Source organism: Paenibacillus sp. BAC0078 (genome assembly GCF_054483875.1).
Genome location: NZ_JBTLRW010000007.1, coordinates 198,465 through 223,427, shown reverse-complemented (window position 1 = coordinate 223,427; position 24,963 = coordinate 198,465). Strand labels below are relative to the sequence as shown.

Below are 24,963 nucleotides of genomic sequence, written 5' to 3'. Positions count from 1 at the left end.
CAGCTTAAGCGTTCAATCCGGCCAGCAACTCTTTTACGCCTTCGCTAAGCGGTGTAAGCGGACGCTGCAGCAGCTTCGCGAAATCACTGCTGGTAATATCGAGTGCGCCTTCGCGGATCGCGCGCTGGATTCCAACTACGATTGGCAGGGCTGCCTCCGGTACTCCGACTCCAGCCATGATGCTGGAATACGCAGCATCATCAACCTGCTGCACCTGAACCTCCTTGCCAAGCACTTCTCCGACAATCGCCGCTAGCTCCGCCTGGGTTACCGGTGTGCCGGACAATTCATATACAGTATTGTTATGGCCTTCGCTTGCCAGCACGGCTGCTGCCGCTTCAGCATAATCGCGGCGTGTCGCCCAGCCTACCTTGCCTTCACCCGCCGAAGTCACCCAAGGCGCTCCTGCTTGTACAGCCTGAATGGAGCCGGCCTCATTCTCCAGATACCAGTTATTGCGCAGGAAGGAGTAAGGGATGCCGGATTCGCGGATAAATTGCTCCGTTGCTTTGTGTACTGGAGCGAGGAACAGCGAGCTGCTATCAGCACGGCCCACACTTGTGTAGACGATGAAACCGACACCGGCACGCACGGCAGCATCGACGGCAGCCTTATGCTGGCGAATCCGGGTGTCATTGTCTCCGTCTGCCGATACGATCAGCAGCCGGTCCACTCCGGCAAATGCCGTATCCAGCGTCTCCGGCTTGTCAAAATCCCCATGACGAACGTCTACTCCGCGGGACCGCAGGCTTTCAGCCTTCTCCGGATTTCTGACACTGGCTACCAGGCTGTCTGCCGGAACCGACTTCAGCAAAGCTTCTGCCACAATGGAACCAAAATGTCCTGTTGCTCCTGTTAATGCGATTTTCATTTTTCATTCCTCCATTTGGGTATATTTATAATGTAATGCCTGATACTTGCTGGGTTTGTTGTAAAGAACCTCTCTACATGTAACCATTTTAGTTACAAGTGGGCGAAATGTCAAACACAAAAAAACGGCTCATCCAGAGCACGTTGTATCTGTACATTCAGCCGTAATATGCGCAGGCTCATTGCATAATTGTTAGCCTTCCCGCTTTTTGCTATTCTTAATAGTAAACACTCACTTTCAGAAAGGTCTTGCGCCATGTCTAAACCAAGAGCAAGCATTTATAAACGATATATTCCGGCAGTAAGCCCTGACCCTGACTTCAGCGGTTCCGCCTATTGGCTGATCTTCCACTCCGGCAAGCTGCTGGTTACGGAAACCGGCGGGCTGACCGGCATTCCTCTGGCAATATCACTTGAAGAGCTATCCATGACTCCGATTAGAACACTCTACCTTGGAACATTCGAAGACATCCCTTGTTTCGCAGCAGAGGTGGCCGCTGAGACGGCCGAGCCTGAGGGCATGGCTTTCCGTCCGCTGCGCCCCCTGTATGAGCTGCTGGACGAAGACCTGTTCCACCTCGCAGGCAGAGGCATTCAGCTCCTGGCCTGGGATGAAACCCATCAATTCTGCGGCAAATGCGCTACTAGCACTGTCCTGTCTCAAGTCGAGCATTCACGGACCTGCCCGGCATGCGGTCAGGTCAGCTATCCCCGGATTGCCCCTGCAGTAATTACCGCAATTCTTAAGGACAATAAGCTCCTGCTAGCCCACTCCCCCCATTTTGTGAACAACATGTATGGACTGATTGCCGGATTTGTTGAACCTGGCGAAACGCTGGAGGACTGCGTGCAGCGCGAGATCCAGGAGGAAGTAGGCATCCGGGTCAAGAACATCACCTATTTTGGCAGCCAGCAGTGGCCTTTCCCCCACTCCCTGATGGTGGGCTTCCTGGCGGAATACGAGAGCGGGGAAATCACCGTGGACGGCGAGGAGCTGGATCATGCCGATTGGTTCGAGCTGGATCAGCTCCCGGTCATTCCTCCCCACGTCAGCATTGCCCGTAAAATCATCGACTGGGTGGTCCAGCACCATTCCTGAGGCAAGTATAACGCCGCTCTCTAACAAGGGCGGCTTTTTTACTCGCTGATTGTTTTGAAATACCGGTAGATTCTATCCAGCTTCTGAGCGTGCTTGCCCCGCTTGCTCTCCATGCTTCCGAACTCAAAGAATTTTACTTTGCGCATGCCGACGTAGTTGAGCAGCGCTTTGCGCATCAGCACCTTGTGCGCGTTATGCAGCCACAGCAGCGGGTAATTGGCCGGACCTTGCATCGTGGAGATGCACACTACCGATTTATTTTTCAGCAGCCCCTCCGGCATCAGTCCGCCTGTATTCTTATAGGCGAACCCCGCAGCAAACATCTTGTCAATATAACCCAGCAGCATGGCCGGAGGCCGTCCCCACCAGATCGGATAGATGAAGACAATTTTGTCCGCCCATAGCAATTGCTCCCTGTACTTCGCCAATTCCGGGTCCTTATGCATGTCCCTCCTGCGCTTATTTTCATTAAATACCAGAACAGGGTCGAAGCCCTCCTCATATAAATCAAGCACCTTAACCTCTGTCACCTTCGTGTTCTCCCGGATCCCCCGGAGCACCTCCTGCATAAAAGCATAGTTAAGACTCTTATGATTCGGATGCGTATAGACAATCAGCGTGTTCATACCGCCACTCCTTTACTTGTCATTTGATAAGTAAATCCTAGCATCTAACTATTTAGTTGTCAAATGATAATTATTATATGATAATTGTTTTATGATAATTATTTTGCTATGGTGTCTCAGGAGGTGATCTTTATGGACAAGAACAACTTATTCCAGAAATTCGTAACCTTTACGACTGCCGTCCATCAAATAACAAGTGAACTAAGCAAAGATGTGAAATCCGAAGCTCTGACACCCGTTCAATATAGAATTCTCGAATATATCGCTGTCAGCCAGCCTGTCACTCTCAGCGAGATCAGCGATTGTATGAACATGTCGATGCCGAACACAAGCCGTGAGCTGAAGAAACTGAGCACGAAAAATCTGTGCGACAAAATCGTCGACCCGGCCGACCGCCGCAAGCACAGCATTACTCTCTCCGCCGCAGGCGAGACCATGATGAACGAAGCGTTTCAGGTTATCGCCTCCCGGTTTGCCGAGCGCATTGACAATGTAACGGGCGAGGAACGCAAAGAAATCGAGCATGCGCTCGAGGTGCTGCAGGAGAAGGTATTTTACTTGGACAAATAATTAAGCCTTTGTGCAAAAAAGGAACCGTCCGGTCTGATCAGCCTGAACGATCGGATTGTCTTGTAACAACGGCAGAAATACCGTTGTTGAGGCCCGAAGCGTCGGATTGTCCTGTAACAACGGCAGAAATACCGTTGTTACAAGACAAAATAAAAGCCGCAAGGGTGGTCATACCAAATGACCTCCTCGCGGCTTTTTTCCTTATATGCCTATGCTTTTCTGACAAACTCCGATTTGAGCTTCATCGCACCGAAGCCGTCGATTTTGCAATCAATATCATGATCGCCCTCTACCAGCCTGATGTTCTTCACTTTGGTGCCTATCTTCAGCACGGAAGAGCTGCCTTTGACCTTCAGATCCTTGATTACAGTTACCGTATCGCCATCGTTCAAAATATTGCCATTGGCGTCCTTAACCACCTTCTGATCCTCGCTGCCCGCATTCTCCGAACCTTGAGCCCACTCATGGCCACATTCCGGGCAGATCATAAGCCCACCGTCTTCGTAAGTGTACTCCGAGCTGCATTGCGGGCAGTTTGGCAATTCATTCATGTTTTCATTTCCCCATTCTTTTCGACAATAGTAGTCTTAGATAAATTCTATTTATTGTAGCATGTCCCTTGATTTCACGCATAAATTTTATTATTATCTAATTAGATATTTATTTAATTCACTGTCCACTAATCTAGCATTTCCACCATTACATTACGGAAGGTGTATCCATTGATCACTTTAGAACCCGTTGCCGATCCGTTGTCCTCAGAAAGTATCGAGCTTCAAGCTGCTATCCTTAACTCACAGCCTGCGTTCAACCTCATGGTGCTGCACAAAGAGGCTCTCACCGCGGAGGAGATCCGCGAGGAGAACCGGCAGAATCTCGAGATGAACGAGAAGATGCTGTTCATCAAGGAGAATAATCAGTACATCGGCATTGTTACCTATCTGCCCAACAACCCAAGCGATAATGTCCCTTGGATCGGTCTTTTTATACTTCACAGAAGCTATGCCGGACAGGGGATCGGATCTATTGCCGTGAATGTGCTGGAAAGACACTTGAAGCAGAACAATGTAACGTCAGCCAGACTGGCAGTCCAATTGGAAAATGAGATTGGGGCGTTATTTTGGACCAGGAACGGCTTTATCAAAACCAGCAGCAACAGGGATCAGCATGGAAATAAGGTCGATGTGTACGAGAAGCAATTTGCTTAAGACGCATGGGACGCTCCTCACATGAATCCCAGCAGCGTTCCCCCGGCAGCGCCGGCGAGAACAATCACCCAAGGCGGAAGCTTCCAGAAGAACAGCATCACAAACAAAATAACAGCCAAGGCAAAGTCCAGCGGTTGCAGAATTGCAGTGGTCCATAGCGGATCGTAGAGTGCCGCCAGCAGAATCCCCACCACAGCAGCGTTGATTCCTGCAAGTGCACCCTGGACCTTGGGGCTGTTCCTGAGGCCGTTCCAGAACGGAAGCGCTCCGACCACTAGCAAAAAGGCAGGCAGGAAGATCCCAAGCGTAGCAATCACGGCCCCTGGAATCCCTGCAGCCATCGCCCCAAGGTAGCCTGCAAAGGTGAACAGCGGTCCCGGCACGGCTTGTGCCGCTCCGTAACCAGCGAGGAAATCCTCCCGGCTGACCCATCCGGTAGGGACAACCTCCCGCTCCAGCAGCGGAAGCACAACATGCCCTCCACCAAACACCAATGAACCGGAACGGTAGAAGCTGTCGAAGATCGCAAGCCCTCCTGCACCGTCAGATGTTCTGAGCAGCGGGAGAACAATCAGCAGAATGAAAAACAACGCCAGGCAGAGCAGGGCAACTGTCCGGCTAATTGCGATCGGCAGCTCCGCTGTTCCCTTCTCCGGTTCCTTCCGATACAGCCACAGCCCGATCATACCGGCGGCCATAAGGATCAGAATTTGACTGTATGCGGCATGCCAGGACAAGACGAGCGCAGCAGCAATCGCCGCGATGGTAACTCTTCCCCGGCCTTGCGTGAGCTTTTGCCCCATCCCCAGCACCGCTTGGGCTACAATCGCAACTGCTACAATCTTCAGCCCATGAATCCACCCCGCACTAGCTATATCAAATCCCTGAAGCAAAAAAGCAAATGCAACCAGCGCAATAACCGAAGGCAGCGTGAACCCCAGCCATGCGACCAGGCCGCCAAGCAAGCCGGCTCTCACAACTCCAATGCCGATTCCTACCTGGCTGCTCGCCGGACCCGGCAGGAACTGGCAGAGCGCTACCAGATCCGCATAGCTGCGTTCATCCATCCATTTCCGGCGGCGGATATATTCATTATGGAAATACCCGAGATGTGCAATAGGCCCCCCGAAGGAGGTAAGTCCCAGCTTGGCGGATACACCAAGCACTTCCAGCAGTGCAGCCCATTTTCCTTGTGGAACCCGGGCTTCCTTTGACTCCTGTTTCAGTACTTCCATGCGGCAGACTCACCTCTTCTCTCTTTACTCGTTTCAACTCACACAGTACGCAGCTCCAGAATAGCACGGCTTTGTTAACACTGAATGGTCTGGGGATTAAAGCTGTGAAAAAACGTCAAAGGGAACTGACATTCGTATGCACTTTTTAAAGGAGGTTGTATTCTTGGCATCCTAATTATATATTAGAAGCAAGATACAAGACTTTAGGCCCAAAGCCCACATATAAGACTATTATAAGCAAGAAGGTGTAATTTATTGGGTTTAGTGGTGTGGATTGATCTGATACTATTTTTTATTTTGTTTGCACTATTCGTCTATGTTTTTGTCTCTGTTACAATAACGAAGCTGCACAAAGTATACTTAGCTTTTCATTTTTCCATGATGTTGTGGCCCTTCTGCCAATTTGCCATCAAGACCACCGATGATCCCATCTTTCAATTATTTTATGTGAAGGCCGCCTTTGTAGACGGAGCATTTCTGAGTATAGGGTGGATGTTCTTTACCATTTTATTGACCGGACAAATCCAATTTCTGAAAAAAAGGGTATTGCTGCTTCTGTCCGTTCCGATAACCCTGGCCTCGCTCGGCCTGATCCTGAATCCCTACGGCTGGTTTGTGCAGCCTGTAGACGGAGGCTACGTCCAAAGAACCTATGGACCTGTTTTTTGGTTCTATATCGCCGTCATCGTTATCCATGTCATCGTTTCGCTATACGTTATCACTGTTTCTCTGACTCACAGTAAGGTCCCCCGTATCAAAACACAGATTATGCTTGTGCTCAAGGGCCTATTGTCAGCGGCAATATTCATCATGCTGGATGTTCTGCTGAACGTGGTCCTGGACCGGTTTCTTCCGGTGATCCCGGGGATGACTTCGCTTGGCATTTTACTGTCGGCGATCTTTTTTGTGATTTCCATAGACCGCGATAAGGTATTTGATATTATAACCATTGCCCACCGGGATGTGATGGACACGATTGCGCTGGGTATTCTGGTGATCGACGATAACGAAATGGTATTAGAAATCAATAAGGCGCTGCTTCCCCACACCTTGCTGCGTGTTGGAGACCGCTTCAGCATCGAGAACATTCTTCCGGGGGGAAGCATCCGCGTTGCGGAGTTCCTTCAGGCCTACCGGGAGCGTCCGCTGGCGACAATCGAAATCGAAGTGCTGCATCCAGCCATCAAGCGGCATCTCCACATTCAGGCTGCACCCATTTTGGTTAGCGGGGAGCGGGTTGGACGTATTATCACGTTCCAGGATACCAGCGAGCTGCAGCGTCTCATTGAAGAAACCCATAATCAGAATATGATCCTGCAGGAGCGCAACCAGGCGTTGATCGAGGTGCAGAAGAAGCTGTTCCAGACCAATCGGCAGCTTAAACAGATGGCGATAACCGACAGCTTAACCGGCTGCTACAACCGTCATTATCTGACCCAGCAGTTAGAGGCCGAAGTGGTTAAGAATAGAAAATTGCAGAATCCTTTCGCTCTGATCCTGCTCGATATTGATTATTTCAAACAGGTGAACGATACATACGGCCACTTGGCCGGGGATGAAGTGATCTGCAGCACGGTGGAGATCATCAAGCGGTCTTTGCGGAGGACTGACATATTTGCCCGGTATGGCGGCGAAGAGTTCATCATATATTTACCCCATGTCGGTGAATCTCAGGCACATCTTATAGCGGAGCAAATCAAAACAAGCGTGGAAGCCAATCAGGTGATTATCGCCAATAACTTCCAGCCTATATCCGTTACCATAAGCATGGGACTGCTGACCATCAATGATTTCTCAGTTGAGAGCGATCTGCTTGAAGCTGTGGACAAGGCCTTGTATCAGGCGAAGCACGAAGGGCGCAACCGGATCGTTCATTTGAAAAGATAGATCAGGGCTCATTTCGTTATTCACAAACGATGAAAGGCGGAGGTCCACATGTCCAACAGCAACGAGAGAAGAGTCATTTTAACCAAAGAAGATTTGGTGACCCAATTCAGAAGCTGCGGACTAACACAAGGACAGCATATATTTGTGCATACTTCCTTAAGCAAACTGGGTTTCGTTGTAGGAGGACCCGAGACATTCATCCGGTCTCTCCTTGAAATTGTCGGTGAAGAGGGAACCTTGATGATGCCCTCCCAGACCTGGAAGAATCTCGATCCTTCAACCGGAGTCCACTGGGAAGCGCCCGCAGAATGGTGGCCGGTGATTCGGGAGCACTGGCCCGCCTATGATAAGGACATTACTCCGGCCATTGGTATGGGCGCCGTGGCTGAGATGTTTCGCAAATGGCCGGGAGCGGTAAGATCGGATCACCCGGCACGTTCCATCGCCGCAGTAGGCAAGTATGCGGAATATTTAATGAAAAATCATGATCTGAGTAGTATTTTTGGCCAGGGCTCTCCGCTTGATAAACTGTATCATTTGAATGGCCATGTTCTGCTCGTAGGCGTCGGCTATGATAAAAATACATCTCTGCATTTGGCAGAAACTAAAGCTGACTTCCCCGCTAAAAAATTTGTCTATGAAAGCAGCGCAGTTATGGCAGAAGGCAAGCGCAAGTGGGTGACTTATGAAACGCAGGCTGTTGACGATGAGGATTTTGTCCGGTTAGGTGAAGAATATGATCAAGAAATGGGGATCAAAACTTATACCGTTGGAAATGCGGAGGTCAGATTTCTGGAGCAACGCCCACTGGTCGATTGGGCCACTGCCTGGATGGAGAGGAACAGGCTGTAAGCTGTAAGCTGTAAGCTGCAGGCTCTCAGCCGCCTCTCAATACTTCATGTTGTTATGAACCGCAATCATTTCTCCGGCACATATTCGCTTAATTTCCCTTGATAAATCAATTGCAGCCTGTCGCTCTGGCGGAAATCATCCGGCGTAACGAGCGCAGGCAGCTTGTTCCACAGCTTGATGCCTGAACGGTCCAGAATTTCAGCCACAAACTGCGAGCAGAAGTAGGAGTTGCTGAATTCGACCGGTTCTTTGAGGGCAACGCCAATGATGCCCAGCAGGTTGTAGAGGTATTTTTGACGGCTGCGGATGAAGATGTGCAAGACCCGCCGCATTTTCTGGGTCTCGCGTTCCGATACTGTAAGCTCGTAGATCACACAGGTCGTATTCGGGTATTTGCTGAATGTGCCTGTCTGCAAATCTTCTCTCACGAACCCGCCATTCAGCGGGTTATTAGGATGTTTCCGCCCGAAGCTGTACAGCTCCGACAGCGCCCGGTCAAAGGAAATTGAGGCATGATTGTAAGGTGCCTTGGTGTAGCCTTGTATAAGCTTGGTAAAAAGCGTACCTGTATTCGTAAGCAGGATAAAAACCGAGTGCCCAGCATCCATCTGCAAAATTTCCCCTTATCCAGATTGAAAAGTTAACATGTAACTTGTGCTTTTAGATATATTAACATATGATGCCTCTGTTGGAATCCTATTCTGCGACAAGTTGGTGATTGCTTGAACAGCTCGCTTTTTACATTACTCCTTATACTAGCAGTTCTATCTGCCATTCATTTGATATATGTGGTGGTGAGCAGACTTCAGAAAGACAAGGATTATACGGGCATTGGCTTCCGCCTCAAAACATGGTGGGGCATGCTATTCATCTTCTGTCTGGCCACGCTGTTCAATCCAGTCGTGTCTCTGCTGTCCCTGATGGTGCTGGCCTTCTTCGCGCTCAAGGAATATTTCTCTATGATCCGCACGAGAAAAGCTGACCGCAGACTGTTTCTATGGGCATACCTGTCCATTCCGGTGCAATTCTACTGGATCTATATTGAGTGGTACGGCATGTTCATCGTTTTCATTCCGGTGTATGTCTTCCTGCTCCTGCCGCTTCCCAGGCTTATCAACAAAGGCACACTTGGTTTCCTGCGCAGCGTAAGCGCTACCCAGTGGGGGCTTATGCTGATGGTGTTCGGGCTTAGCCATCTGGCCTACTTCCAATTTGCCACACCGGAGTACGGTGCAGGACTCGTGCTGTTCCTTGTGGTGCTCACTCAACTGAATGATGCCGTTCACTATTTGGCTTCAATCTATATCGGCAAGCGCAAGGTCGTTCCGACCGCCAATCCGAATCTGACCTGGGAAGGCTTCGCCTGCGCATTTGTGGTCACTACAGGGGTGTCTTATCTGATCTACCCTTACTTCACGCCGCTGACCCCGATATTCGGGCTGTTCTCCGGGGTGTTGATTAGTCTCGCCGGCTTCTTCGGCAGCTTAACGGTATCCGTACTGAAGCGCGATCTGTTGATTGGCGATGACGACAAGTTCGTCGCCCTCCAGACAAGCTACCTCAGCCGCGTCGACAGCCTCGCCTACACCTCCCCGGTGTTCTTCCATGTGATCCGTTATTTTTTTGATTTTATGTAGACTACAGTGACCTCAAGTGGAAAAAGTCCCACTATTCCTGGACGTCCTGCTCATAAACAGTTCCTAGTGGGAAAAAGTAGACCTAATCTGGTTAAATCCCCTCTTATCCGGTGATTTCGCTGAAAATAGGTCTACTAAATCCAACTAAATGCCGCCGCTGAACAGATTTGAGCCAATTAGTTGGACAAATTCCACCTAGCTCTGTCACCTGAGTAGATATTGTAATTCCAAACAACAAACGGCCCTCTCTATTTACCAGAAAGGGGCCGTTTGTTGTTGTTTACCGCTGCTTTTAATTTGCAGTTCCGCTTGTACCATCTGAAGAGGTACCACTACCGGTTCCACCCTGAGGCGGTGTGCCGCCAGCGCCCCGGTCCGGTCTGGCGCCGCCGCCAAAGCCTCCTCCGCCAGGCCCACGGCCTGTATTGGCGGTGGTGACTCCAGACTCATTGAGCCAGGTTACGCTGCTGGAGATATCAAACGCTACTACCTGGGTGCCGCCGCTGTACTCACCGTCTGTATACAAACCATCTACAGCAGTACCGGTAGACGTTCCACCCGAGTAAAGCTTGTAAGAGCCGCCCTGCTTCAGATCCGGGGAGCTGACGACTACGGACCGATAATTCTTGGAAGGTGCAAAGGTCAGGATGTTATTACCGTCACTGTCTTCCAGATGAACTAGAGTGCCTGCCTGCTGGTCTTCGGTGAAGCTCATGCTGACCGAATATTGGCTGGAATCCTCACCCGGTGCCTGAGCCATGCCTGCGCTGCCCGCAGCGACTAGATAACCGCCTGTCATATTGAACGTTCCGTCATAATCCAGCGGGCCGTTCCCGTCATTGGTAGGACCATTGACAATCACGGTGCCGCCTGTCATGGTAACCGATCCGTTCGAATCCAGTCCGTCGCCGGTGGCATCAACCGTTAGAGTACCGCCGCTGATCGTCAGCATGTTGCTGCCGGAGCTTGCGAATTGATCCTGCTGCGCTGTTCCCTGTGCTGCGTTGTCGTCATTGCCGCCCGCAACGTTTACACCGTCATCCGAGGCTACGACATGAATCTCCCCGCCTGCAACCGTGATATTCGCGCCTTCAATGCCTTCATAGCTCTTCGTAATATCAATGGTGCCGCCGGATACCGCCGCAAGGCTGTCCGCATGGATGCCGTCGTCGCCGGCAGTAATCTTGAACTCGCCGTCCGTAACAGAGACATTGCTGTTGCTGTGCACCGCATCATCTGCGGAATTAATCGTGAAGCTGCCGCCGTTCACGGTAAGATCTCCACCGGCCTTGAGCCCCTTGGCGCTCGTAGACTCTGTTTCGGCCGTCGTTGCAGTCGTCGCCGTTGTAGTCACCGCTGCTGTAGTCTCCACTGCTGTAGTCACTGCCGCCGTATCTGTGGCAGCCGCAGACGTGGTTGCTGCTGGAGCCGCCGCATCGGCTGAAGCTGCCGAGGTTCCGTCCACTGCACCCTGATTGCCGAAGCCTCCGCCTCTGTTGCCGCCCATGCCCATGCCACCCGGCCCTTGGTCGCCTGTCTTCACTTCAGCGTTCTCATAGCCACCTTTCGTCACGATGCTGTACGTGCCGCCATCAATCACTTCCGCAGTCTCGGCTTGAATACCGTCGTTGCCTGCCGTAATGTCGAAGGTTCCAGCTGCAATGGCTACGAAGCCTTTGGTCGTATCTTCGTCATTGGTGGACTTGATGCCGTCTCCCTCCGCTTTGATCGTAATCGTTCCATCTTGAACCGCAACCATGTCTTTCCCGACAATGCCGTCGTCTGCCGCCTGAATCTCAAGCGTGCCGCTCACAAGCTTCAGGTCGTCCTTGCTGGAAATGCCGTCATTGTAGTTCCCCATAACCGTCAATTTCCCGGTGCCGTTAATGGTCAGATCCGCCTTGCTGAAGATGGCCGCGCTTGGCTCATCGGTGGTGCTGTCAGCGAACACATAATTCGCTCCATCGGCAACGCTGTTCTCCGTGCCTTCCTGCAGGGTAATCACGACCTTGCCAGCTTCCTTAATGTAAATTGGCGCGCTATCACTGTCCTTCAGGTCTACTCCATTCAGTACCAGCCGCACAGTTCCCTTCGCCTGCTCATCAACGATGATCCGCCCGTCGCTCAGCTTCCCGGAGAGGATATAAGTCCCCGCCTCTGTAATCGTTACAGATCCATCCTTGACTGTAGCACCAGTGCCGCCTTCGATCTCCGCAGTTGTTCCCGCCAGGAGAATATCAGTGGAGGTATCAGCAGTCCATGCGGTGGTGGTATCGTCTTCATCATAAGTTACCAGATCACTCGTCTTAACATTTGCCAGTTCTACAGCAGCAGCAGTTCCACTCGTTGCACTGGCTGTAACGGCTGCACCTGTTGCCACGCTATTCGCAGCATTCGTCGCCGACCCGCTATTCGTGCTGCATGCCGTCATAAGCGCCGCAGCCAGCAGCACCAGTCCCACCTTGCTCCCCGTCATAAAATTCTTCATATGTCATCGTTCCCTTCGATTATTAATAGTCGGTTGTAGTTGGACTCATCGTCAGCGAGAGATCCAGATTGCCGTTGCGGGTGCGGATCGCATCCAGAAATTCCTTCTGGCTGGTGCGCTCATCGAGTGTAACGTCATAGACCAGCTCGTATAAGCTGCCCAGCTCGGTAGTTCGAATCTTTTTCAGCTCAAAGCGGACATTGAATTTCTTAAATACTTCTGCAAAAGCTTCCTCATACCCCAGATTCTCAGGAATGGTTACCTTGAGTGTCTTCTGTAATGTCTTTCTCGCTCCGAAGCCGATGCGGCTCAGGATGAACATCAGCGCGCAGAGAACAAGGGTGAAGAGTACGGCGTAACCGAAGGAGCCAACTCCGCAGGCAAGACCGGCAGCCATAGTGAACAGGACAAAGGTGATATCCTTCGGGTCGCCAGGTGCGCTGCGGAAGCGGATGATCGAGAATGCTCCGGCAAGGCTGAAGGCGCGGGCTACGTTGCTGCCGATGAGCAGAATAATGACCGCCACAATCACCGGCAGCAGAACCATCGTGAGCGTGAAGCTTTGCGAATACCCTCCCGGATTGGTCTTCATATAGGTGAGGCTGATCATGCCGCCCAGTACAATCGCGATAACAATAGTCAGAATAGCGTCAGTGAAGGTTAATTCGGTGCTCGACAGAGCGGCGGAAAAAATAGAATCAAGCATAGAGGGCACTCTCCCTTTCGATTTTGCTGTCCTTGAGCATTTTTTTATATTCATTGCCGTATTTTGAGAAGCTGGTGCGGTACATCCGGTGCTCCGAGAGCATTTTTGCCAGCCAGACGGGAATTGTCTTCTCGGCCTTCACTTCCATCAGCCACTGGCCCGGTTCCATCAGGTACTCGCCATGTGTGCCATGCTCCAGCTTCAGATCATAGCGGCGGCTGCGGATATTGGTGTCGAAGGTGATCCGCAGATCACGGTTGTTTTTGCAGAACAGCGCCTTGCGGTCATAGGAGAGATACACCTTGGGCTGCAGATCATAACGGGATAAAAAATACTTGATCTCCTCGATCACCTGCTTGTTCATATAATCCCTCCATTCCGGCTCCACGCCGGTAGCGACAAAATCATAGGCTTCCTGCAGCCCCAGCGAGGTTCTTCTTTTGTTGACCAGACCGAAGACCTTCTTCTTGATTTCCAGATATACCTTCGTCTCCTGGTTCGGAATCCCGTAAGCTCTTAACCGGAGCTTCTCTTTGTATTTCGGCTTTGCCAGGCTGCTGCGGATCAGGGAATCATGGGCGGTGTCGTAATAGAGATTCGTGATGGAGTAAAATTCATGCTGCTTGTTGTAATCGTCCGGCTCCATATATTCCAGCAGGTCATTGTAAAGCTTCAAATAGGCCGCGTGATCGAACAGATATTTGTTCTCGTATCGGTTGAATACCTCAATCGCCATAAAGGTCAGATCCTTTCATAAGTAGAGTGCATTTTGGGATGCCGTATGTGTGTGCGCTTTTTGTATGTTTCCGGTGTGATCCGGTGTATCTCGCTTGCTATGAATGTATCTTAGCCCCGGAACCTTTAGTGAATCTTAAATGGTTTTACACCGCCCTGATCTTTTTACACCCGTTTAACAAATGGCTGTTGCCCATCACGATTCCTTCATCTATAGCGCCACCAGCGGATAAAATCCGGTTAAGGTTGGTTAAAGGTAATCTTGCTATAATGGCTTAAGCAATAAGCAAACTTTCGATGCAGAGGATGGGCATACCCATGAGAATATTGATAGTGGAAGACGAAGTGCATCTGGCGGAAGCCTTGAGCCAAATATTGAAGAAGATGAACTATTCGGTGGATGCGGTCCACGATGGCAGATCGGGGCTGGATTATGCACAGAGCGGGATCTATGATCTGCTGCTGCTGGACATTATGATGCCGGAAATGGATGGAATCACCGTACTGAAGAAGCTGCGCAGCGAAGGCGTGTCCACACCCGTGATCATGCTGACCGCCAAGGGGGAGATTTCGGATATGGTGACCGGACTCGATTATGGAGCCGATGACTATATCGCCAAGCCCTTCTCGTCGGAGGAGCTGCTGGCCCGGATTCGGGCGGCGCTGCGCCGCAAAGGCGAGGTTATCCCGGATGATACCCTGAAGCTTAGGGATATAGAGCTGAATACGGCGAACCTGAAGCTATCCGTCAAAGGCAAGGAAATCAAGCTGAATCTGAAGGAGAACGAGCTGCTGGAGCTGCTGATCCTGAGAAAACAGGCGGTGACCTCGAAGGAGCAGATTATCGAGAAGCTGTGGGGCTTCGACTCGGAGGCGGAGCATAACAATGTGGAGGTGTACATCTCTTTTTTGCGGAAAAAGCTGACGTTCCTGAATTCGGAGGTACGCATTAACACGATTCGAAATGTAGGCTATGTATTAGAGGTGACAAGCTGATGTTCAAAAAGCTCAGGAACCGGTTTCTAATCGTCAATCTGACCACCATCTCGGTGATTATGCTGATTGCTTTCACTTCTATCTACGTGTATACCTACCAAAATGTGCAGAGCGATATTAATATGACTCTCCACCGGATTGCGGATTATCAGCAAAAAGGCCCCGGTGATACAGGCCGCCCAGGCACTGACAAAGGAAGCACACCGCCCAAAGGCGGCAAAGATAGCGGACTTATGGAGGGGGGCAACCCGCCGCCGGAGCGCTCCGTTTCCTTCATGCTGCGAGCAGACAAAGACGGAAACCTTGTGGAGACGGACTCTAAATTTACGATGGACAATGAGTTCTATACGGCAGCGCTTAAGGAAGCCCTTAGCATTGACAAGGATATCGGACGGTTCACCCTGGATGATAGCCGCTGGATCTTCACGGTCAAGCATACGACTGACGGGTCGATGATTGTCTTCCTGGACATCACCGCCCAGCAGAAAATCCTCACCAACCTGATCTACACCTTCACCGCCGTCGGCCTGCTGATGCTGATAATTCTCTATTTCACCAGCCGTTTTTTCGCCAATCGCTCGATTACACCTGTCCGGGAGGCTTTCGACAAGCAAAAGCAGTTCATCGCCGATGCCTCGCATGAGCTGAAGACACCACTGACGATTATCAACACAAACGCGGATGTGCTGCTGTCGAACAGCGACGACACGATCCGCAATCAGGCGAAGTGGCTCCAGTACATCAAGTCGGAGACCGAGCGGATGACGCGACTGACCAATGACCTGCTGTACCTGACGGAGATGGACGATTCCAGAACAGGCATGATCCATAGCAAATTCAATATGAGCGATGCGGTGGAGAATATTATTTTGACGATGGAAGCCGTAATTTTCGAGAAAAATATCTCCTTCGACTATAACATCGAGCCGGAGCTGAGTGTGCAGGGCAACAGCGAGCAGATCAAGCAGGTGGTGATGATCCTCCTCGATAATGCCGTGAAATACACAAACCCTAAGGGCGCTGTAACCATCTCGCTCAAAAAACAGCATAACGATGTGCTCCTGTCCGTCACGAACACCGGAGAAGGCATTGCCGCCGAGCATCTGACCCGCATCTTCGACCGCTTCTACCGCACAGATACTTCACGGGCGCGCAAGCAGGGCGGCTACGGGCTGGGCCTGGCTATCGCCAAGTCGATTGTGGAGCAGCATAAAGGAAAAATCTACGCCAAAAGCGTGGCTGGAGAATCTACAACGTTCTATGTTCAGCTTACTTGAAAGCCTATCGCTTGATGTTGAGGATAGCAGAGCTTTAATAGAGTTAGATTATGTGACATTTAACACGAAAAAATCGATGAATAAATCATAAAAATCAATTATTTTAAATTTTTATGTTATTATTATTGACATTTCATTTGAAGCTAATTATATTGACAATATAAGATTTCAGCGACACAACAATGTGTCAACTCAGGACGCAACCGTGCATCTCCCACAATGCTGTGGCCGGATAGGCGTGTTGTACCGGTGTTCTTCCATCCAATCACAAAGTCAGCCACGAAGACGTGGCTGCAATGGCAACGGGGCCGATTAGCAAAATCCGCAGATGTGCGGGTTCTGTCAGTCGGCCCTTTTTTGTCGGTTCATTTACTTGGGGTTCATAAAAAGGAGGATGTCAGCAATGGAAGCAAAAAGTTTTCGCAAGGCGGGTCATGCCCCGAGTTTATTGTCAGCTTTTTTGTATTTTGATGTAAGCTTTATGATTTGGGTGCTGTGCGGGGCTTTATCGCTCTATATCACCAAGGATTTCGGCCTATCTGATACCCAAAAAGCTGCTATGGTCGCCATACCCATCCTGGGCGGTTCGATCTTCCGGATTCCCATGGGCATCCTGGCTGACCGCATTGGCAGCAAAAAAGCCGGACTAACCGGAATGTTCCTCACCATTATCCCTCTCTTGTGGGGATGGCTGGGCGGAACCAGTCTACTGCAGATCCATATGATCGGATTCCTGCTCGGTTTTGCGGGCGCGAGCTTCGCTGTATCGCTATCCCTCGCCAGCCGCTGGTACCCGCCTGAGTATCAGGGACTGGCGATGGGCATTGCCGGCGCAGGTAACAGCGGAACTGCACTGGCTACCTTTTTCGGGCCGCAGATCGCTCAGGCTTACGGATGGCACAGCGTGTTCGGAATCGCGCTGATTCCCCTGGTCCTCGTTATGATTGCTTTTGCTATATTAGCCAAAGATGCCCCGAACTCCCCTGCTCCTAAGCCGCTCAAAGATTATCTCAGCGTCTTCAAGCATGCGGATACCTGGTGGTTCTCGATGTTCTACGCCATTACCTTTGGCGGGTTCGTCGGGTTCGCCAACTATGCGAGCATTTTCTTTTATGACGTGTATGGCGACAACGCACATGCCGGGGGTTTGACCAAGGTTCAGGTAGGATACCTCGTCACCATCACTGTCATCGCAGGCAGCTTCTTCCGGCCTTTAGGCGGCTGGATTGCGGACCGGATTGGCGGCATGCGGCTCCTTCTTGTTTTGTATAGTGTCATTTCCGTGTGTGCGTTTGCCATTGCGTCTATGCCCAGCTCCTTCCTGGTGATGCTGCTCTATACCAGCGTGATGATGGCCTGCCTTGGGATGGGCAATGGCTCAGTATTTCAGATTATCCCTCAGCGTTTCTCCAAAGAAATCGGAGTCATTACGGGAATTGTCGGCGCTGCAGGCGGTCTGGGAGGATATTTGCTGCCTACCTACGTCCTGGGTCCGCTTAAGCAATCTACAGGCTCTCAGGTTACAGGATTTCTCGTGGTAGGTTCAATCGTACTCATAACAACCCTTATTTTCTATGCCGTAACCCGTTCATGGAGAAAATCGTGGGCAAAAGCAGAATCGGGGGTCAATTTCTAAATCGCATTCAAGAGAAACTTCGGTGGTGGTGAACTTACATGACAACGAATAAAGTCAAAAGCGTCTGTCCTTACTGCGGCGTAGGCTGCGGAATCGTACTCGAAGTGTCTGGCAACCGCGTTGTCAAAATCACCGGAGACAAGGAGCATCCGGCCAATTTCGGCAGACTGTGCACTAAAGGCAGCACTGCCGCCGTGGCCCTTACGGAATCGGGGCGGATGGAGAACGCATATATACGTCCTGCGAGAACAGCACAGCCCGTTAAGACTGGCATGGAGGAAGCAATCCGCGATACAGCCAGGCGGCTCCGTTCCATCCTTGATGAACATGGCCCGGATGCGCTGGCCTTCTATGTCTCGGGCCAAATGTCGCTGGAGGCGCAGTACCTGATCAATAAGCTGGCGAAAGGCTTCGTGAGGACGCAGAATATGGAATCCAACTCACGCCTGTGTATGGCGGGCGCGGGCAACGGCTACAAGCTGTCCCTTGGTGCGGACGGACCTCCGGGTTCTTATCAGGATATGGATAGGACGAATCTGTTCTTCGTAACTGGCGCCAATATGGCGGACTGCCATCCGATTCTGTTCCTCCGCATGATGGACCGGGTCAAAGCCGGAGCGAAGCTGATTGTTGTCGATCCGCGCCGGACTGCCACGGCGGATAAAGCTGATCTCTTCATGCAAATCAGGCCCGGTACGGATCTTGCCCTGCTGAACGGGCTGCTGCATTTGCTGCTGAAGAACGGGCATACGGACCCTGATTTTATCTCCAAGTATACCTCCGGGTTCGAGAGCATGCCGGAGTTCCTGGAGGATTATCGGCCGGACACCGTTGCTGAGATTACCGGTATTCCCGAGGCGGATATCCGCCTCGCTGCCGAGTGGATCGGCGCTGCACCGGAGTGGATGTCCTGCTGGACTATGGGGCTTAACCAGAGCACACACGGCACCTGGCACACGAACGCCATCTGCAACCTCCACCTCGCTACAGGTGCAATCTGCCGCCCGGGGAGCGGACCCTTTTCGCTCACCGGACAGCCGAACGCGATGGGGGGCCGGGAGATGGGATACATGGGTCCTGGCCTGCCCGGACAGCGCTCCCTTCTGGCCGAAGCCGACCGGAGCTTCACCGAGGAGCTGTGGGGTATCCCCCAAGGCACTCTTCGCACCGAGGCAGGCAACGGCACCATCTCCATGTTCGAGAACATGATCTCTGGCAGCATCAAAGCCTGCTGGATTATTTGCACCAATCCAGTGGCGACAGTTCCTAACCGCAGGAAGGTAATCGCCGCCCTCGAAGCGGTCGAACTGGTCATTACGCAAGACAGCTTCCTGGATACGGAAACGAACAGATACGCCGATATCATGCTCCCCGGAGCATTATGGGCCGAAGCCGACGGGGTGATGGTCAACTCCGAGCGCAACCTGACCTTGATGCAGCAGGCGGTCGATCCGCCCGGAGAGGCCCTGCCCGACTGGCAGATCATTGCCAGGGTAGCCTCTGAAATGGGCTATGCCTCCGCTTTTTCCTACAGCTCCTCGGCAGAGGTCTATCAGGAAATCCAGCAAGCCTGGAATCCGAAGACCGGCTATGACCTGCGCGGGGCAACCTATGAGCGGCTGCGCGAAACTCCTGTGCAGTGGCCTGCTGCGCCTGATAGCAAGGATGACCGGAACCCCATCCGTTACTTGAATGCCACAGTCAGTGAAGCTTCGAATGGGCATGAAGCTGGCTCCGGTGAACCGCGTATCATGTTCCCGACCGAAAGCGGAAAGGGAGTATTCTGGGCGCGTCCATATATGCCCCCGGCAGAAATGCCGGATAATGATTATCCCTTTGTGCTTAATTCCGGAAGGCTGCAGCATCAATGGCACACCTTGACCAAGACCGGGAAGATCGACAAGCTGAATAAACTGAATCCCGGCCCCTTTGTGGAAATTCACCCGGAGGATGCTGCAAATCTTGGCATTGAGGACCGCCAGCCGGTCGAAATCCGCTCGAAGCGGGGGCATGCCATTCTCCCTGCGGTCCTCTCTGACCGGGTGCGCCCCGGGAACTGCTTCGCCCCTTTTCACTGGAACGACGTATTCGGGACGCAGCTTGCGGTCAATGACATCACTAATGATGCTGTCGATCCCCTGTCCTTGCAGCCTGAATTGAAATTTTGTTCCGTGTCGCTGGTTAAGGCCGCAGAGATGCCGTTAAGAGAGCAGAATCCGCCTGAAGCGAGCCGGATTCAGAGTCCGGGCGGTGCAGAGACCGCCCATCCGAAGGAGGAGGCAACGATTATGGCGCAGCTTGATACGCTCTCAGGTCTGCTTGGCCTTCCGGCTCCCCAAGCCATAAGCCTGGATAGCCACGAACAAGCTTATCTATCGGGCTTCCTGTCAAGCCTGCGCACCGGGGAAGCCCGGACAGCTCCAGGTATTCCGGTTCTGCCGCCCACCGCGCCGTTTGAACCTTCCAGGCGTTATTTTGTCGATGGCCTGCTCGCCGGAATGTTCTCCCGCATCCCGCTCCCCGCTATGGGGACCCCTCTCATGCAGGAAACGCTCCCGGCCCCGGAGACGGCTGCAAAGAGCAAGCCTGCCGTCACTCTTCTGTGGGCGTCGCAGACCGGCAATGCCGAAGGTGCGGCCATCCGGTGCGCGGAGCAATTGCAGGAATCCGGGCTTGATGTAAAACTCGTTAATATGAATCAATATTCTGCAGCAGAGCTGGCTAAGGACCGTTTCGCCCTGTTCATCGCCAGCACCTTCGGGGCAGGCGATCCTCCGGACAATGGCGAGAGCTTCTATCAGTCGCTGCAAGGGGAGCACGCCCCCCTTCTGAGCAATTTACGCTACGCCGTGCTCGCATTCGGAGATTCTAATTATGATCTCTTTTGCGGCTTCGGACAAAATCTGGATACCCGCCTGGCGGCGCTTGGCGCGCAGCGGCTTCTGGACTGCGCTTGCTGCGATACGGATTTCGAGGAGCAGGCGGATGCATGGACAATGGCCGTCTCGGAGCTGTTAAGCGGGTTGGCAGAGCACACGGAGCCATCCTTACAGGTGGCATCCGGCAATCCCGGCCCGGCTCCGGTAACCACCGCCAGTACCACTCTACAAAGCATCGAGCAACGCGGCTATCACCGGAATCACCCGCTGCATTCACGTATTCTATCCAAACGGCTCTTGAATACAGCGGGCTCCGCGAAAGAAACGCGCCACTATGCTTTCGATCTCAGCGATACCGGGCTGCAATTCGAAGCAGGGGACGCACTGGGCGTATGGCCGACCAATTGCCCTGATCTGGCAAATGATTTGCTCCGCACGCTGAAGCTGGACCCTTCCACTCCGGTAACGGTAAAAGGCCAGGGGGAGTTACCCATCGCCGAAGCACTTCTCCGGCATTTCGAGATTGCCCGCGTCACACCGGAAATGCTCCGGCGCATCCGGGAGAGGTCACAGGATGAAAGGCTAGGCACGCTCCTGGATGCTGAAGACCCCGCCCTTCTGAAGCAATGGCTATGGGGACGCCAGCTCATAGATGTGCTGCTCGAGTTCCCGGTTTCCTTCAGCGCGGCAGAGCTTACACAAATGCTCAAGCCTCTGCAGCCTCGCCTGTATTCTATTTCATCCAGTCCGAAGGCGAATCCGCAAGAGGTTCATATTACAGTGTCCACTGTGCGTTACGAGAACAACGGCAGCCCCCGCAAAGGGGTGTGCTCTACCTTCCTCGCTGACCTAACCACAGCGGATACAGAGGTTCCGATTTTCATTCAAAAGAACGCCCATTTCCGTCCTCCGGCCAACCCGGATGTGCCAATGATCATGGTGGGTCCGGGTACGGGCATCGCTCCGTTCCGCAGCTTCCTGCAAGATCGTAAGGCCGCCGGGGCCAAAGGCCGGAACTGGCTGATCTTTGGGGAGCAGCATGAAGAGAGTGATTTCTACTTCCGGGAGGAGCTTGAAGCGTTCCGGGAGGAGGGCTACCTGGATCGGCTCGATACCGCCTTTTCCCGCGATCAGGCTGACAAAATCTATGTGCAGCACCGGATCACCCAGCATGGCGCCGAGCTATGGGCCTGGCTTCAGGAGGGGGCCCACTTCTATGTATGCGGAGATGCCGATCAAATGGCCAAAGCGGTAGATGCCGCCCTGAAGACGGTGATCCGGCAGCATGGCGGGCTGAATGATGAAGAGGCACAGGAGTACGTGAAGGAGATGTCGCTTAGCAAGCGCTATGCGCGGGATATTTACTAAGAGGATGCATAAAATCGTACGCTGACGATCAATCTACTGGTTAGCGCGCGCTCTTAATGGGCGCGTCAATTACCAGGAGGCGATTAACGAATGGCAAAGCCGGATAATCGGGCAGATAACGTTGAACATTTACAGCAAAGTATTCAGCATACCATGCAAAACCTGCATGAAGCCGAAGACTATTTAGACGAATTTTCTTCTGAGATCAGCAGTGAAGAACGTCAGCAAATCGAAGAAAAGAACGAACGCCGCAAACACAGCATTAGAGGCTTCCGCGAGGAAATCAAGGACGAAGCCGCGCATTCACAGGAGTAGACAGCTATTAGCGATGCCGCCCCGTTATACCGGTGTGGCATCGCTGTTTTTTTACTGCGGCGCTATGCTCTTTATTTGGAGCAGCTAAGCCGTTTGTCCAGATGGCAAAGTAAGTGATGATGATGTTAAGCGGGTTGCCGCTTGAACGCTGCTCTTTACCAGCAGGACGGTTTCCGGCCCCCCGGCTTGCCACCTGCGAATTCAGGTCTGTTGCCCTCCCGCCTGTTCCCTCCTTGTGCTCTCCAATATTCAGGCCCGGAAAAACCACCTCAACCAGTTTTTGCTCCCCCTTCTGCTGCTGTTTTTGACCATTGCTTGGGTCTTGGCGACGAGCTTGGAAGCTTGGGAGAGAATATGAATCAACTAGCGGCCATTATCGGCCAGTGATGAAGACGAAGCCAGCCGCAACGAATGTTGTGATGTCTCAACCGATAAAGCCCGGACCCGCGGAGACAGCGGTACAGGTCTGGGTCTATCCATCGTCAAGCGTATTATCGAGCTGCATGGAACCAGTTGTGGAGTGCAGAACACAGAAGATGGAGTTGTTTTCTGGTTCGAGCTTGAGATGGCGCATGCTTTTTATGATTCAATTCAAGTGTGATGCATGTTATTTCCTAATTCATCCATTAAACTTATGTTTCTAGGTAAGAAACTGCATCTATCCACTGGAGGTCAGAGAATATGGAGAGTATCCGTGTAATCGAAATTCCGCCGCTTAAAGTCGTTAACTCGGGAAGCATATCGACTATGGAGGATTTCGAAGCGTTTGATCAATGGTGGTCGTCCATTGATGTCAAGCATTACATTACGCCCCGCGACTTTATGTGGTATAACGTCAAGAAACAGTATTTGGAATGGTTTTTTGCACTGCCGGAAGGGTACAAGGATACGGGCGGGTACGAGGTTGTCGATTTTCCTGGGGGACTGTACGCGGTAGCGGCTTCAAAAGACGCAGAGGAAGAGGTTGAGGAAACGAAAGCATCCATCCGCTCTTGGATAGAGGAAAGCGGTTACTTCGCATTGTCAACAAATGAGAATGATCCCGCAGAACGTTATGTGATGGCCCACGTCACTACACCCAAGATATTCAAAGAGAAAATGGGCTATCATTTATCGGATATATTCGTTCCGATTGTCGTGAAATGACAACACAGGCCGCGTAATGATTCCACTTAATCAACCGGTAGCCTTTGTTCACCTAACGAGGAACGTTAGTCCAATAATCCAGTGGTCATATCTCGATGGGTTGCTTGTTGTAAGTGACTGGAGTTCGTTGTTGATTTATGAGGCGGTCCTTGGCGCATAGTTCTCTAAGATGAGACACACACTATTAGGGTGATTTGCCATATCTTCCGAACGAGAATAAGATGAGGAGGCGCTATTTTCATGTCCAATAAAAAAAGTTACTATGCATTTGAGGATCCGCATGGCGTCACAATTGAATTTCAAGCCACTAGCCTACAACAAGCCATGGTGATTAAAAAGAAGAAGGCTCAAGAACTGGGGATTCCTAAAGAGGCTTTTGAACTTACAAGCATACGCAAGAAACCAAGCCAGAGCGCATAGCCCTTTTCGAGTGGCTTCCTCATACATGCATAAAGCAATTACGATTTCATCGTAAATGTCAATCTGCCGGGCATTCGGCAAAATGGTTATTCCGGGCAGCCGGACTATGATCAGCTGCCCATTTTACTTTTAAAAACTACTTGCTCGGCCGATAGGCCACACCGTCAATCTGTACCTTCAAGCGCTATCGCCTGGATGCTGCAAACAAGGCTTGAGACAGTAAAGCCATAGTTTGTTTGTATACGACATGAGCCGCATTGACATCACCAAGGAACCCGCCCATATAAAGGTGGATTACCCCGTGGAGCGCAGCCCATATGGTGCTGACAATGGTCTCAGTCTCTTCCTGGTCCGAAATCTGTCCTTGCTGCTGGGCGGTACTGATTAGAATCTGCAAACGGCGTATGGCAGTCATCGTTCCCTGCATACTCTCCGCATCCGGCTTGAACTCGGCAAAAGCTCCTCCGAACATCAGCTTATAATAGCTGGTATACTCCTGACTGAACTGCCAGAAGGCTTCGCCCAAATCCAGCAAATGCTGCAAGAGGTCCGAGGACGCCGGCACTTCTTCAAAACGCTGAGCCAGCAATTTGCAGCCTTCCAGATATAGCTGCTGGGCCAGGCCTTCTTTATTGACGAACAAGCTGTAAATAATCTTGGTGGAGCAGCCCATCTTTTGCGATACTTTACGGACGGTAACGGCCTCCGGCCCTTCCTCCTGCAAAATAACAGCGGCCGCGTCAACCACAAGCTTACGGAGATTTTCCGTATTTTGCAGACGAGCTTCCTGATATGTCTTTAACTCCCGCCCCGCAGATTGCGAGGGCTTGTCTTCGTTATGGATAAGGATCACCTTCATTCGGTTATCGTGTTGTTCACAGGAAACGAGGTTACTGGGTTATAACAGGCATTCTAACCATTTGCAGAAGGGTTGTCAATTGAACCATCACGCTGAAAAAAAGATTTGACACACGTGTACCCTTTGGGTTACGATGATTCACATCAGAAACAGT

Annotated in this window: 23 protein-coding genes and 1 pseudogene; 14 read left to right on the top strand and 10 right to left on the bottom strand. The window is 51.7% G+C overall.

Annotated elements, in window-relative coordinates; genetic code table 11:
* Window positions 1-4: 4 nt before the first annotated feature.
* Window positions 5-871 carry an SDR family oxidoreductase gene (locus ACX1DY_RS15495; RefSeq protein ID WP_458965083.1) on the bottom strand — a complete coding sequence of 289 codons (867 nt, stop codon included), beginning with the start codon at window positions 869-871 and terminating at the stop codon, window positions 5-7.
* A 255-nt stretch (window positions 872-1,126) separates the two neighbouring features.
* Between ACX1DY_RS15495 and nudC the strand changes: the two genes are divergently transcribed.
* On the top strand, window positions 1,127-1,969 hold the full coding sequence (gene nudC / locus ACX1DY_RS15490) for an NAD(+) diphosphatase (protein WP_458965082.1): 843 nt from the start codon (window positions 1,127-1,129) through the stop codon (window positions 1,967-1,969).
* Window positions 1,970-2,007: 38 nt separating this feature from the next.
* On the opposite strand, the gene ACX1DY_RS15485 is transcribed toward nudC, so the two are convergent.
* Window positions 2,008-2,595, bottom strand: a complete 588-nt coding sequence (locus tag ACX1DY_RS15485; RefSeq protein WP_458965081.1) for an NAD(P)H-dependent oxidoreductase — start codon at window positions 2,593-2,595, stop codon at window positions 2,008-2,010.
* Window positions 2,596-2,727: 132 nt separating this feature from the next.
* Here ACX1DY_RS15485 and ACX1DY_RS15480 point away from each other — a divergent pair, with 132 nt between their 5' ends.
* On the top strand, window positions 2,728-3,165 hold the full coding sequence (locus tag ACX1DY_RS15480) for a MarR family winged helix-turn-helix transcriptional regulator (RefSeq protein ID WP_458965080.1): 438 nt from the start codon (window positions 2,728-2,730) through the stop codon (window positions 3,163-3,165).
* A 37-nt stretch (window positions 3,166-3,202) separates the two neighbouring features.
* Here ACX1DY_RS15480 and ACX1DY_RS15475 read toward each other — a convergent pair whose 3' ends face one another.
* Window positions 3,203-3,337 (bottom strand): hypothetical protein, encoded by a 135-nt coding sequence (locus ACX1DY_RS15475; RefSeq protein WP_458965079.1) that lies wholly within the window; start codon window positions 3,335-3,337, stop codon window positions 3,203-3,205.
* Window positions 3,338-3,374: 37 nt separating this feature from the next.
* The gene (locus tag ACX1DY_RS15470) at window positions 3,375-3,716 is read right to left on the bottom strand and encodes a zinc ribbon domain-containing protein YjdM (RefSeq protein WP_458965078.1); all 342 of its coding nucleotides are present in this window, start codon (window positions 3,714-3,716) and stop codon (window positions 3,375-3,377) included.
* A gap of 171 nt (window positions 3,717-3,887) precedes the next feature.
* Between ACX1DY_RS15470 and ACX1DY_RS15465 the strand changes: the two genes are divergently transcribed.
* Complete coding sequence (locus tag ACX1DY_RS15465; protein WP_458965077.1) at window positions 3,888-4,373, top strand: GNAT family N-acetyltransferase; 486 nt, start codon at window positions 3,888-3,890, stop codon at window positions 4,371-4,373.
* Between the two features lie 17 nt (window positions 4,374-4,390).
* On the opposite strand, the gene ACX1DY_RS15460 is transcribed toward ACX1DY_RS15465, so the two are convergent.
* Window positions 4,391-5,608: a chromate transporter gene (locus tag ACX1DY_RS15460; protein ID WP_458965076.1), complete on the bottom strand. Its 1,218-nt coding sequence runs from the start codon at window positions 5,606-5,608 to the stop codon at window positions 4,391-4,393.
* Between the two features lie 264 nt (window positions 5,609-5,872).
* Between ACX1DY_RS15460 and ACX1DY_RS15455 the strand changes: the two genes are divergently transcribed.
* Both ACX1DY_RS15455 and ACX1DY_RS15450 read left to right on the top strand, forming a co-directional pair.
* Window positions 5,873-7,495 carry a histidine kinase N-terminal 7TM domain-containing diguanylate cyclase gene (locus ACX1DY_RS15455; protein WP_458965189.1) on the top strand — a complete coding sequence of 541 codons (1,623 nt, stop codon included), beginning with the start codon at window positions 5,873-5,875 and terminating at the stop codon, window positions 7,493-7,495.
* A gap of 48 nt (window positions 7,496-7,543) precedes the next feature.
* Window positions 7,544-8,347 carry an AAC(3) family N-acetyltransferase gene (locus ACX1DY_RS15450; RefSeq protein ID WP_458965075.1) on the top strand — a complete coding sequence of 268 codons (804 nt, stop codon included), beginning with the start codon at window positions 7,544-7,546 and terminating at the stop codon, window positions 8,345-8,347.
* Window positions 8,348-8,412: 65 nt separating this feature from the next.
* On the opposite strand, the gene ACX1DY_RS15445 is transcribed toward ACX1DY_RS15450, so the two are convergent.
* Complete coding sequence (locus ACX1DY_RS15445; RefSeq protein ID WP_458965074.1) at window positions 8,413-8,955, bottom strand: hypothetical protein; 543 nt, start codon at window positions 8,953-8,955, stop codon at window positions 8,413-8,415.
* A gap of 114 nt (window positions 8,956-9,069) precedes the next feature.
* Here ACX1DY_RS15445 and ACX1DY_RS15440 point away from each other — a divergent pair, with 114 nt between their 5' ends.
* A complete protein-coding gene (locus ACX1DY_RS15440) occupies window positions 9,070-9,984 on the top strand; it encodes a phosphatidate cytidylyltransferase (RefSeq protein ID WP_458965073.1) in 915 nt (304 codons plus the stop codon).
* 292 nt (window positions 9,985-10,276) lie between these two features.
* Here ACX1DY_RS15440 and ACX1DY_RS15435 read toward each other — a convergent pair whose 3' ends face one another.
* The 3 genes from ACX1DY_RS15435 to ACX1DY_RS15425 are packed head-to-tail and all read right to left on the bottom strand — an operon-like array spanning window position 10,277 to window position 13,914.
* Window positions 10,277-12,472: a carbohydrate-binding domain-containing protein gene (locus ACX1DY_RS15435; RefSeq protein WP_458965072.1), complete on the bottom strand. Its 2,196-nt coding sequence runs from the start codon at window positions 12,470-12,472 to the stop codon at window positions 10,277-10,279.
* A 22-nt stretch (window positions 12,473-12,494) separates the two neighbouring features.
* Window positions 12,495-13,178 carry a DUF4956 domain-containing protein gene (locus ACX1DY_RS15430; RefSeq protein ID WP_458965071.1) on the bottom strand — a complete coding sequence of 228 codons (684 nt, stop codon included), beginning with the start codon at window positions 13,176-13,178 and terminating at the stop codon, window positions 12,495-12,497.
* Window positions 13,171-13,914, bottom strand: a complete 744-nt coding sequence (locus ACX1DY_RS15425) for a VTC domain-containing protein (RefSeq protein ID WP_458965070.1) — start codon at window positions 13,912-13,914, stop codon at window positions 13,171-13,173. The genes ACX1DY_RS15430 and ACX1DY_RS15425 overlap by 8 nt, the downstream gene beginning before the upstream one ends.
* 317 nt (window positions 13,915-14,231) lie before the next feature.
* Between ACX1DY_RS15425 and ACX1DY_RS15420 the strand changes: the two genes are divergently transcribed.
* The 8 genes and pseudogenes from ACX1DY_RS15420 (at window position 14,232) to ACX1DY_RS15385 (ending at window position 23,950) form a co-directional block, all read left to right on the top strand.
* A complete protein-coding gene (locus ACX1DY_RS15420) occupies window positions 14,232-14,909 on the top strand; it encodes a response regulator transcription factor (protein WP_458965069.1) in 678 nt (225 codons plus the stop codon).
* Complete coding sequence (locus ACX1DY_RS15415; protein ID WP_458965068.1) at window positions 14,909-16,186, top strand: sensor histidine kinase; 1,278 nt, start codon at window positions 14,909-14,911, stop codon at window positions 16,184-16,186. Before ACX1DY_RS15420 ends, ACX1DY_RS15415 begins: the two co-directional genes overlap by 1 nt.
* A gap of 403 nt (window positions 16,187-16,589) precedes the next feature.
* Window positions 16,590-17,822 carry a nitrate/nitrite transporter gene (locus ACX1DY_RS15410; protein WP_458965067.1) on the top strand — a complete coding sequence of 411 codons (1,233 nt, stop codon included), beginning with the start codon at window positions 16,590-16,592 and terminating at the stop codon, window positions 17,820-17,822.
* Window positions 17,823-17,860: 38 nt separating this feature from the next.
* Window positions 17,861-22,069 (top strand): molybdopterin-dependent oxidoreductase, encoded by a 4,209-nt coding sequence (locus tag ACX1DY_RS15405; protein ID WP_458965066.1) that lies wholly within the window; start codon window positions 17,861-17,863, stop codon window positions 22,067-22,069.
* A gap of 90 nt (window positions 22,070-22,159) precedes the next feature.
* Window positions 22,160-22,384, top strand: a complete 225-nt coding sequence (gene tlp / locus ACX1DY_RS15400) for a small acid-soluble spore protein Tlp (protein ID WP_458965065.1) — start codon at window positions 22,160-22,162, stop codon at window positions 22,382-22,384.
* 439 nt (window positions 22,385-22,823) lie between these two features.
* Window positions 22,824-22,985, top strand: a pseudogene (locus tag ACX1DY_RS15395) (ATP-binding protein); the annotation flags it as partial.
* Window positions 22,986-23,065: 80 nt separating this feature from the next.
* Complete coding sequence (locus ACX1DY_RS15390) at window positions 23,066-23,530, top strand: GyrI-like domain-containing protein (protein ID WP_458965064.1); 465 nt, start codon at window positions 23,066-23,068, stop codon at window positions 23,528-23,530.
* 240 nt (window positions 23,531-23,770) lie between these two features.
* Window positions 23,771-23,950, top strand: a complete 180-nt coding sequence (locus ACX1DY_RS15385; protein ID WP_458965063.1) for a hypothetical protein — start codon at window positions 23,771-23,773, stop codon at window positions 23,948-23,950.
* Between the two features lie 184 nt (window positions 23,951-24,134).
* Here the strand turns inward: ACX1DY_RS15385 and ACX1DY_RS15380 are convergent, their stop codons facing one another.
* Window positions 24,135-24,809: a TetR/AcrR family transcriptional regulator gene (locus ACX1DY_RS15380; RefSeq protein ID WP_458965062.1), complete on the bottom strand. Its 675-nt coding sequence runs from the start codon at window positions 24,807-24,809 to the stop codon at window positions 24,135-24,137.
* Window positions 24,810-24,963: the final 154 nt, after the last annotated feature.